Origin of the sequence: Candidatus Afararchaeum irisae (genome assembly GCA_034190545.1) — an archaeon.
Taxonomy (GTDB): Archaea; Halobacteriota; Halobacteria; order Halobacteriales; family Afararchaeaceae; genus Afararchaeum; species Afararchaeum irisae.
Map to the genome: position 1 here is coordinate 1 of JAXIOF010000020.1, position 10161 is coordinate 10161.

The following is a 10161-nucleotide window of genomic DNA, read 5'->3' on the forward strand; positions in this document are numbered from 1 at the left end:
TCACGGTGAGAGACATCTCTACCAAAAAAGGGATAACTCCTGCTATCCGAATACTGTCACAGCATCGTAGCCGTAAGTGCTCTCTATGTCCACGTCCATCTCCTTTTTCAATGAATCCCGGATCTCGACAGCCTCGTATACCTTGTCTACGAAGTACTCGCGGTCGAAGTTAGCGTTAGTTATCGTGGAGAACAACGCCTTATTGATGAACTTATCAACACCTGAGTCTCTCTGTTCCTTGACTGTATTACATACTGAGATCCCTTTCGAGAGATATACCAACAGGTCTTGGAGATTAGCTACCTCGGGAGATTTACCACATACTCCTCTGGTTGTGCATCCTTCACCGTGGGATGTCTCTTCACACTGGAAACAGAACATCTCGGGCGATTCTTTGGCACTTTGCATGACACCACGATTAGACTGTTATAAAAAAGCTATTCTCCCGAATATATTCGGGTGTGTCGAATCTATCCCATAAGTTATCAAGACGTGACGACGACTTAGGTTATGGGCACGAACCTCAGCCTTCCAGTATCTACTCAGACACTACAATACGCAGCCGAGGAGTTCGGCACACCCGTCTATGTCACCGACTCCGAGACGGTACGCGATAGATACTCCGAGATGAGTGACGCCTTCCCCGACGCGAGGATACAGTACGCCGCGAAGGCTAACACCAACCCTCGTATACTCGAAGTCCTGAGAGACGAGGGCGCGGCGGTCGATGCCGTATCGCTCGGAGAGGTCGTAGCAGCAGAGAAAGCAGGGTTTGAGCCCGACGAAATAATGTATACGGGGGTCAACCCGCCCGAAGAAGAGTTACGGCGTGTCATCGAGAAGGACGTCAGACTAAACGCCGACTCGGTAAGCGGAATAGAGAGGATCGCCGAGATAGATCCCGGTAGGGAGATAGGTATACGTGTCAACCCCTCGGTGGGCGCAGGACACCACGAGAAGGTCATCACGGGGGGCGAGGGATCGAAGTTCGGAGTCCCCGAGGAGGCGATAGTCGAGGCGTACGAACGCGCCGACGAAGTCGGTCTCGAAGCCGTCGGCGTACATATGCATATAGGGAGCGGAGTCACCCAGCGCGAGCCCTTCGAGAGGGCGGCGGAGAAGATGGGCGAGATAGTCGGAAGGATAGAGGACGCGGGATATAAGATGGAGTACATAGACGTCGGCGGCGGAGTAGGTGTGCCGTACAGACCCGGCGACGACAGACCCGACCTGAGCGGCATAGCCGACGGGATACGTGAAGGACTCGGAACCGAGTCACGTGACGCCGAACTGATAGTCGAGCCGGGACGTTTCTTAGTCGCCGAGTCGACAGTCCTTCTTACGCGGGTCAACACCGTAAAGGACGGCTTCGTCGGGGTCGATGCGGGCTTCAACACTCTACTCCGTCCCGCGATGTACGACGCCTACCACCATATCACTAACCTGTCACGTGACGCGCCCGAGAGAGAGGTCGACGTAGTGGGTCCTATCTGTGAGACGGGAGACGTCTTAGGAGAGGACAGACGGATCGCCGATCCGAGAGAGGGAGACCTCTTAGCGATCCACACCGCGGGAGCCTACGGCTTCTCTATGTCTTCACGTTACAACTCACGACGTCTCCCCGCCGAAGCCATGGTCTCGAACCGCGGTCTTGAGCTTATACGTCAACGCGAGACATTCGACGACGTATTCGGGAAGGTCGTCGAGTGAAGGACAGTCAACCATGTGCACTGACTGCGTTCTTCCGTGAGATACTGACGTTAATATCTATGTCGTCGTAGGGCACGACGGGCTTCTTAGCACGTCCTTCCTCACGTAGCTCAACTACACCGTACTCTTCGAGAGTATGTACGTCGTCATGTACCTCGCTGGGATTACGACCGAGTACCTCGGCTAACTCACGTATGCTTCCGACATCCACAGTCATCAACGTCTGTATGAGCTCTAACCGCTTCGGCGTTAGTAGACGCTGTACGTCAGAAGGTTCTACAAAGATTATACTTGTCTCTGTAACCTCCTCTCCATCGTCGAACTTCCTCGCCTTTTCGAGTGCTTTCTCCTTTGCGTCTTCCCAAGTCTGTGTTTGTATTTTTAGCGTCTTCTCAGTCATGGTTACACCTCCGTGTCGTCTCGGTTCCTGATCTCTTCGACCTCCTCGAAGAACCTCTCCAGATGTTCCTCCACCGACCCCGACCACTCTATAATTTCGGGATCGTCGAGGTCAGCGTAGTGTCGCTCGTGGACTCCGTGACTGTTGTCGTATCTCAGTATCCTCGTACCGTCGTGTACGTACTGAAAGCCGTACTTCACCCCTCTCGGGAATCTGTCGCTTTTGGGCACCGAGGTGAACCGGTACTCGACAAATCCGTCGGGGAATTCGATACGGTTAGGTGTTTCTTCTTCATCTATCTCCATCTGACGACACCATTAGGGTCACAGGCTAACAAAGAACCCGTGTCTGGATAAGTGTTAGGGTGGGAACCTAACAAAGACGACGCCCGGTCTGGTAGCAGCCTGAAATCCCCCCCCATACTTTTATATGGGATCCCTCCGTATGGCATAGACATGGCACAAAAGAACAGGAACGGGGCGGACGACGCCGTCTCGCCGGTTATCGGTGTGATACTGATGGTAGCTATCACCGTGATACTCGCGGCGGTCATCGGAACGTTCGTCCTCGGACTCGGTGGACAGGTACAGCAGAACGCTCAGGCAGGTGTGACGTTTGAGCAATCAAGTAGTGGTCAGGTTAATATAACTCTAAATTCCGTTCAAAGGGCTGACACTATATATGTTAACTGGGGAAATGGCACTACACATGAAGCTTGGGGTAGTCCTAGTTCTAGTATAGGAGATACATTCCATAGCGGTGGTACACTCAGTTCAGGTACACAAGTAGTTGTCATTGGAGAAGTCGACGGCTCGAACTCGACTATCCAGTCGTACACAGTCAAATAAACTAACCCGTCGCACCTTATTTTCCGAGCCGAATAACACACAGTCCGTTTTATCGACTAAAAATATCTACATCCAGACTGTCACCGACCCATCGTCCTCGCTCACGAACGGACTCTCAGAAGGTCGTCGTAGGGAAGACGGATTCCTCGTCGCGTACCGTACGCAGGAGTTCGTACGTATATCTGTCGAACGTGTCCCTTCGTGTCCCGTGGGAGCTGTCGTAACCTCTGATGGTACCGTCTCCAGAGTATCTGAACCGTGATAGCCTCCCATAACGGAGTGTGTATCCCCGTCCCGATTGGTACGCTTGACTCTCTGTCCTACGGACTGAGATACTTCTTAATAGCTCGGCTCTAGTCTCTCGACTATCCCGTCGAAGTCGGTGTCGAAGCTCAGAACCCTGTCAATACTTCTCTCGCGCATCACGGCGACAGTGACAGCGTCGGTGAAAGACAGATCTTGATCCGAGTACTTCTCGAAGATCTCGACGCCTTGCTCGAAGTCGTTCTTCGACACGTGTTCCAGACTTATCCAGTCTCGGTTGAGAATCCTGTCCGAGATCTCCATCGACTCCGAGAACTCTCCGGTTCGTCTGAGTGCGAGAGTAACGGCTTCGTCATAGACGTAATCAGTCGTGTAGGGCTCTCCGTACTTTCCTTTCAGGACTGTCGTAAGAGATTCCTTGGCTCGTCTGTGACGACTCGAAGACCGGTTCTGGTGAGCGTAGAACACACCCGTGTCTATCAGAACCGACATACTATCCGTAGAGTACTTCGTCGATCTCGTCCTCGCCGAGATCCTCATCCCAGTCGGAGATTCCCTCGTGGAAGTCGTCTATCTCGTCGTCGCTGAGAGGCACGGATAACTCCTTGAATGACTCTATTATCTCGTCTTCGGTCGACATAGCGTGGCTGACTACCTTCTCAAGTACCTCTTCCTGTGTGACTTTCTTGCCAGTCTCTATCTTTATTCTAGCTTGTAACTCCTCTATCCTTGATTTTGTTCCCTCGTCTATCTTCACCGATGTGCTCATGTTCATCGTAGAGGATTCTTCTGTATAAACTCTTCCACGCTTAAACCAACTTCTCGTAGACGGACACGGCGTCTGAGACCTCGTATCCCGCTGACTCAAGCGAGTTAACGTAGTCGGAGTCGTCGGGAACGAACGCGAGGACGTCGTCGGCGTCCTCGACACGCGCCTCGGTTCTCATCTGTAGACCGAGGTCGGTTATGTACCGTGTCTTCGCCCACGCAAACCCCATCACGACTTCGTCGCGGTCGTCCTCCTCTGTCGTGTTGACACGGACTCCCGTCGGAAGACACGCTCCGACAGTCTCGCCGTCCTCGTCGCGGAGGTAGAGAGGGTCGAAGTCGACGTCTTCGAGGCTGGTTCCGAGACTCGCCGCCCGCCAGTCACATACGTAGAGACCGCCCATCTCCTCGTGGGCTTCGGTTCCCTCGACGACGTCGGCGAACTCCTCGTTCTCGTCTCTCTCCAGACTCGTCGAGTAAGGAAATCCGAAGGCTCTCGCGTGTCTCAGAGACGCGACGTGTCCGAAGCCGAGATCCTCGAAGAGCTCGTGTCCGACGCTGTTCGACCCGAAGACCATACACCGGATGACCTGTCTTCCTCCTTCGCGTGCCCTCTCCTCGGCTGCCTCAACGAGACGTGTCGCCACACCCTCGCGCCTGTAGTCGGGATCGACCCGTAGCCCCTCTATCCAAGCCTCGTCCTCCGAGACCCCGACGAGATGTATCACACCGACGACTGTGCCTTCGACGTCTCCTACGAGTAGGTCGCCTTCTTCGAGCCAGTCTTCCCAGACTTCGGGTATGTAGTCCCAGCCGTCCCAGGTCTCCGAGGCGAATCCGAGTACGTCTTCTCGGTCCTCGGGACGAGCGTCTCTGATCCCTATCTCCATGGACGTGATGTCTCGGTGATCTCTCCCGCGAGGCTCTCCTCCATCGCAGACTCGGGGTCGTCTGTGTTAGCCAGAACCCACATCAGCTTGACGTATGCCGTCTCGGGGAGACTGTCGCCCGCCTCGACGACTCCCGCCTCCAAGAGGTCACGTCCCGTGTCGTAGACCCTGTCACAGACACGTCCCTCGATACACTGTGACGTCATAACGAAGACGGGGTCGAGTCCGTCGATCTTCTCGACCCAGTCCGACTTGACGTGTCCGAGTCCTGTTCCCTCAAGAACCACACCGTCCTTCTCGGAGTAGAAGTCGAGTATCTCGCCGTCGCTTCCTGGCGTGTACTTCACGAGTTCGACGTCGGTGTTGAGGTCGTCCTCAAGCCGGAGTTCGTTCTCACCTCTCTCGTCGTACTCCCTCCTCGTAGTTATCTCACCCGTCTCGTACTCTATTTCGCCGAGCGGCTTCCTACCGACTGTCTCGAAGGCGTCACGTCGGCTCGTGTGGTTCTTCCTGACCCTCGTCGCCCTGTGGAGAGCACATCTGTGGTCGCTCTCGTCGGCGTGCATACAGACGAGAACCTCGGCTATGTCCGACTTCGCCGCTTCGACTGCACAGACTGCGTTGACGACGTTGTCACTCGAAGGACGGTCAGCCGACCTCTGTGACCCCACGAAGACGACAGGAACCGGGCTGTCGAGCATGAACGCGAGCGCGCTCGCGGTGTGCTGCATCGTGTCTGTGCCGTGCATAACCACGACGCCGTCGGCACCCGACTCTATCTCGTCCCTGACAGCACGCGCTAGCTCCTGCCAGTGTTCGGGAGTCATGTTCTCGCTGAGTATGTTCGAGACGACACGTCCCCTGTAGTTGGCGAGTCCCGCGAGGTCAGGGACGGCTCTCAGGACGTCCTCGGCGTCGAACTGTGCCGTGACGGCTCCGGTGCGGTAGTCGACGGTCGAGGCTATCGTACCGCCCGTAGATATTAATGAGACTGTGGGAAGGTCGTCCTCGAATACGACCTCTGTCTCTTCTTCGTCCTCCGACTTCTCTGTCTCTGACTTCTGGCTGACCTCCTCACCTTCGTCTATGACCTCGATCTCCGCATTCTCGCGGTCTATTCCGACGTTGTAGCCTCCTTCGATCTTGACCACGAGATGTTCGTCGTCCGACGACGGCAGGAGTATTCCCTCGAACTCCTCGCCCTCGCTCTCTACTCTGACCGTGTCTCCTTCCTTAGCCTTAGCTGTCATTTTTTATCTCCTCGGCTGCGTCTGAGAGGTTTTCTCTGGATGTCTGGAGGTCTTCCTCTGTCTTATTCAATCTGTCCAAGTCGGAGTCTACAGACTCGCGGAACTCCTCTACCGCGGTCTCTACCTCACCCGGACCGCCGTACGAGTCACGTGTCTCGACGTTCTTACGCGGGTCGAGTGCCTCACGTATCTTCTCGTCGTCTACTCCGAGTCTCTCTCCCGTAATCTCACGTCCGACCTCCTCGACATCCTCGCCACTCACGTCACCGTCACCGTCGTCGTACTCCGCGGCTACTTCTCCGACTATGTGGTGTGCGGTACGGAAAGCCATCCCCGTCTCACGAACCAGAAGATCGGCGAGCTCAGTCGCTCCCGTGAATCCCTCTCGTGTACTCTCCTCGGCGCGGTCGCGGTCGAACTCGGCGGTCTCTACGGCTCCCGCGATCACCTCTACGCTCTCACGTGTCGTCTCGAACGCCTCCCAGAGATGCTTGGTAGCCTCCTGGAGGTCACGGTTGTACGCCATCGGGAGTCCCTTGGTTATAGACAGAAGCGAGTCGAGCGCGCCGTGTACGGTTCCCGTCTTGCCCCTCGCTAGCTCCGCAGTGTCGGGGTTCTTCTTCTGTGGCATTATGCTCGAACTACTCGCGTACCTGTCGTCCAACTCGACGAATCCGAACTCCGACGAGCTCCAGAGGAAGATATCCTCACAGAGACGTGAAAGGTTCGTAGCCGCGTTCGAGGCTGCGCTCGCCGACTCGACCGCGAAGTCACGTGACGCTACCCCGTCCATCGAGTTACGTGTCGGCGAGTCGAATCCGAGAAGCTCAGTCGTTCTGTGTCTGTCTATCCCGAAGCCCGTCCCCGCGAAGGCGGCACTTCCGAGAGGATTCCGGTTGACCCTTCGGTATACGTCGAGGAGGCGGTCGACGTCCCTCTCGAAAGCCGCGGCGTGGGCGAGGAGATGGTGTCCGACCGTCGTGGGCTGTGCACGCTGGAGATGTGTGTAACCCGAGACGAGCCAGTCTGAGGTCTCCTCGGCGCGGTCGACGAGAGACTCACGGAGACCGATGAGCGAAGAAGCGAGACGGAGTATCTCTTCTCTCAGACGGAGACGGATACACGTCGCGACCTCGTCGTTGCGCGAACGTGCGGTATGGAGACGTCCACCGACGTCCTCTCCGACTCTGTCTATCACGGCTTCCTCTATCGCGGGATGTACGTCCTCGTGTCCCTCGGGGAGAGCGTCGAATCCCTCTTTTTCGACCTCGTCGAGTGCACCGAGTATCGACGCCGCGTCGTCCTCGTCGAGTATTCCCTGTTCGGCGAGCATCACTACGTGGGCGCGTCCTACGTCTATGTCTGCCTCGAATATCCAGTCGTCGGAGTCGAAAGACGACAGGAACCGTGTCACGTCCTCGTCGGTCGCAGACAGACGTCCACGTCTGACTAGATCGGTCATACCCTGAGTACTTCGTCCAACCACTTGACTTTCGCCTTTCCACAAATCTCTGATCTGTGTTTGTGTTACAGCCAACCGAAGATCACGTATTTCCGAAGGAGATAAGCCGTATAAGAGGTTAGGTAACGTCGTAAGTCCCGTGGTGTAGCGGCCAATCATAGGGGCCTTTGGAGCCCCTGACGGCGGTTCGAATCCGCCCGGGACTACTTCGAACACAGTTCTCAGAGCACCTCGCGGATTCGAATTAGGGATGGTACTGACCGAGGTTCGAATCCGCCCGGGACTATCCTCTCTTGCGATTAACATCTGGTAAAATCTCTGAAATTAAAGATGTCTTTACCGTCCATCAAATACATCTAACAACCCATTTACTCGGTTAGACCACAGTTTTTCTTAAATATATAAGCGGTCACAGAACATATCTTACCGTAGCTGGTATACTCAGACATGCCAGAGGAGTCTCTGACGGAAGAATGGCAGATAGCGACCTCGGCTTTATCATACTCCTCGTGTCCGGGATGACACTCCCGACGAGTACAAGATACAAGTATCTTGTCCTCCGAAGCCGGATGACGTTCCGGGCGACAGTGGTACTGGTTCTGATCAGCAGTCTCGCCCGGGAAACAGCAGAGGTAGGTAGTACCTCAAGATCAGGCGACGTCCCTCTCCTCTGTGAATACAACTCTTTCCTCGTCGGACTCTATCTCAGTCTCGATAGTTATCAGACCGTCGTTCGACCTGATCTTCATTCCTCCTCCGAGACCTACGTCTACCCTCTGGGTCGTCGTATAGCTGTCTCCTGCTTTTAAGTCGCCTACCGTCTTTCTCCCCTCCCATACGAGGTCACCGCCCGAGTAGATACTCGTACTGACTTCTACGCTGTGGGCGTCGGCGTCGCCTGTGTTATAGAGTGTCGAGGTCACGTCTCTACACGTAGTTCCACAGCTCTCTATACTGCTTGTCTCGATCCTGAACTCCACAGACGCCTCGCCGGAGCCGTCTCTTACCTCTTCCTCTCCCGTCTGAGCCCCCGTCGGACTCTCATCGGGGATCTGGCTCTCGCTCTGGTTTTGGCTCCGGATATCGGACTCTTTCTCCGAAGGGTCGGCTGGACTCAGTAGAACGACTCCCACGACCACTATGACTCCTATAACTGCTACGACCGATACTTTTTCCTTGTTCATGCTTAACCCAGTACTTCGAGGACTTCGATCTCTCCTAAACCGCTTAGAACGACTCCTGCCAAGAAGCCGACTCCACCAAGTACGGTACCTCCCGCGATAAATCCTATGACACCTGCTCTTAGAGGCTCCATGTCTTAATTAACTCCCGAGGACAGTTCAGTACCCCAAGTAGTTCTATTCAGTTCGAGTCTTTTTCGGAGTTTTTCGGAAGACTACCGGCAACAGACTTTAGAGATTCCGAGCCGTAGTCGAAGACTGACCTATCTGACCTACGTGAGCCCAACTCAAATCTGACCTACGTGGGACCAACTCAAAATGAGACGTGTGTCACCCAGAAGTATAGCCCTCCTCGGATCTATCTGTCTGATCGTGGCTGTAGCACTGCTTACCTTCTCTGTCGACGTCGACCCGACGGGCTCGAAAACCAAAACCATGTCAGGCTCCTCCGTCGACGACTCCGACAGAATCAGTTACATACAAGACCAGCCGCGTGACCCGACTCTCCGAGGGCTTGTCGTCCACCGCGAGGTCAAGAACCGAAAGCCACGTATATACGTCTACCTGAGAGGAAGAGGCGCGGAGGTCTCGGGAAGTCTGAGTCTGAGAGACGCACGTATAACCCGGATCGAGAACGCGAGCGGTAACACGGGACTCGAAAGACCGCACAACTCCAAGCCGAACCTCGAAAGACCGAATCTGTCGGTGTCGAACAACGAATCAGTCTACGACGACGAGATCCACCACCCGGAAGGCTCTAACAGACTCAAGTACTCCATGAAGACGGGAAGGCTAGCCGACGCCTTCTCAGTCTACTACAAGCCCACCGGATCAAGTCCCTCGTTCTCGGTTGAGTTCGTCGAGTCTGAGAGGATTCCCTCGTCAGTCTACATAGGAGGATCGAACCCCGTACGTGTTCCTACTGAGACCGCGATACCTCTGGGGTACACAGCCGAGAACGACACAGACGGCGACGGTATACTCGACTCCGACGAGGACGCCGGCATAACGACTTCTGACGGAGAAGTATACGTGACCAACTCCAGCAGACGTGACACAGACCGGGACGGACTCACGGATCGAGACGAAATCGGAAAACGTGCGGGCGATCTCTACTACGGGACTGTCTCCGACCCAGGACACAGAGACACAGACACCGACGGTCTGACCGACGCCGAGGAGGTAGCCACCGGAACAGACCCCTTCGGGGAGGACACCGACGGAGACGGTGTTCCCGACAGCTTCGACGTGAGACCCAAGGTCAGAGACACCGATCCGGCTTAGAGAAGACAGTATGTTTCTTTCGACCTTACACGATCCCACCGGGACAAGAAATATCGGTACTTCCCAACTGAGTTAGCTCAGGGTCTTTGTTGAAGCCGGCTTGG

Annotated in this window: 13 protein-coding genes and 1 tRNA gene; 4 read left to right on the forward strand and 10 right to left on the reverse strand. The window is 55.3% G+C overall.

The annotated features are described in order from the left end of the window. Positions 1-42 precede the first annotated feature (42 nt). A complete protein-coding gene (locus tag SV253_02935; protein MDY6775022.1) occupies positions 43-408 on the reverse strand; it encodes a hypothetical protein in 366 nt (121 codons plus the stop codon). A 102-nt stretch (positions 409-510) separates the two neighbouring features. Between SV253_02935 and lysA the strand changes: the two genes are divergently transcribed. Beyond that, complete coding sequence (gene lysA / locus SV253_02940; protein ID MDY6775023.1) at positions 511-1710, forward strand: diaminopimelate decarboxylase; 1200 nt, start codon at positions 511-513, stop codon at positions 1708-1710. 7 nt (positions 1711-1717) lie between these two features. Here the strand turns inward: lysA and SV253_02945 are convergent, their stop codons facing one another. Both SV253_02945 and SV253_02950 read right to left on the reverse strand, forming a co-directional pair. Beyond that, on the reverse strand, positions 1718-2110 hold the full coding sequence (locus tag SV253_02945) for a transcriptional regulator (protein MDY6775024.1): 393 nt from the start codon (positions 2108-2110) through the stop codon (positions 1718-1720). A gap of 2 nt (positions 2111-2112) precedes the next feature. Continuing rightward, positions 2113-2415 carry a DUF6516 family protein gene (locus tag SV253_02950; protein MDY6775025.1) on the reverse strand — a complete coding sequence of 101 codons (303 nt, stop codon included), beginning with the start codon at positions 2413-2415 and terminating at the stop codon, positions 2113-2115. Between the two features lie 150 nt (positions 2416-2565). Here SV253_02950 and SV253_02955 point away from each other — a divergent pair, with 150 nt between their 5' ends. Further along, positions 2566-2958 carry a type IV pilin N-terminal domain-containing protein gene (locus SV253_02955; protein MDY6775026.1) on the forward strand — a complete coding sequence of 131 codons (393 nt, stop codon included), beginning with the start codon at positions 2566-2568 and terminating at the stop codon, positions 2956-2958. Between the two features lie 339 nt (positions 2959-3297). On the opposite strand, the gene SV253_02960 is transcribed toward SV253_02955, so the two are convergent. The 5 genes from SV253_02960 to argH are packed head-to-tail and all read right to left on the reverse strand — an operon-like array spanning position 3298 to position 7592. Further along, a complete protein-coding gene (locus SV253_02960) occupies positions 3298-3714 on the reverse strand; it encodes a PIN domain-containing protein (protein MDY6775027.1) in 417 nt (138 codons plus the stop codon). A gap of 1 nt (position 3715) precedes the next feature. Next, positions 3716-3991: a hypothetical protein gene (locus SV253_02965; GenBank protein ID MDY6775028.1), complete on the reverse strand. Its 276-nt coding sequence runs from the start codon at positions 3989-3991 to the stop codon at positions 3716-3718. A gap of 40 nt (positions 3992-4031) precedes the next feature. Further along, positions 4032-4880 (reverse strand): GNAT family N-acetyltransferase, encoded by an 849-nt coding sequence (locus SV253_02970; GenBank protein MDY6775029.1) that lies wholly within the window; start codon positions 4878-4880, stop codon positions 4032-4034. Next, complete coding sequence (gene gatD / locus SV253_02975) at positions 4871-6130, reverse strand: Glu-tRNA(Gln) amidotransferase subunit GatD (GenBank protein MDY6775030.1); 1260 nt, start codon at positions 6128-6130, stop codon at positions 4871-4873. The genes SV253_02970 and gatD overlap by 10 nt, the downstream gene beginning before the upstream one ends. Then, entirely contained in the window at positions 6120-7592 is a 1473-nt protein-coding gene (gene argH, locus SV253_02980) for an argininosuccinate lyase (protein ID MDY6775031.1), read from the reverse strand. Before argH ends, gatD begins: the two co-directional genes overlap by 11 nt. Positions 7593-7725: 133 nt before the next feature. Between argH and SV253_02985 the strand changes: the two genes are divergently transcribed. Further along, positions 7726-7798: transfer RNA gene (locus tag SV253_02985), tRNA-Gln, on the forward strand. Between the two features lie 444 nt (positions 7799-8242). On the opposite strand, the gene SV253_02990 is transcribed toward SV253_02985, so the two are convergent. Beyond that, entirely contained in the window at positions 8243-8776 is a 534-nt protein-coding gene (locus SV253_02990) for a hypothetical protein (GenBank protein MDY6775032.1), read from the reverse strand. 2 nt (positions 8777-8778) lie between these two features. Beyond that, positions 8779-8907: a hypothetical protein gene (locus SV253_02995; protein ID MDY6775033.1), complete on the reverse strand. Its 129-nt coding sequence runs from the start codon at positions 8905-8907 to the stop codon at positions 8779-8781. Between the two features lie 184 nt (positions 8908-9091). On the opposite strand from SV253_02995, the gene SV253_03000 reads away from it, so the two are divergent. Continuing rightward, on the forward strand, positions 9092-10057 hold the full coding sequence (locus tag SV253_03000) for a hypothetical protein (protein MDY6775034.1): 966 nt from the start codon (positions 9092-9094) through the stop codon (positions 10055-10057). Positions 10058-10161 lie beyond the last annotated feature (104 nt).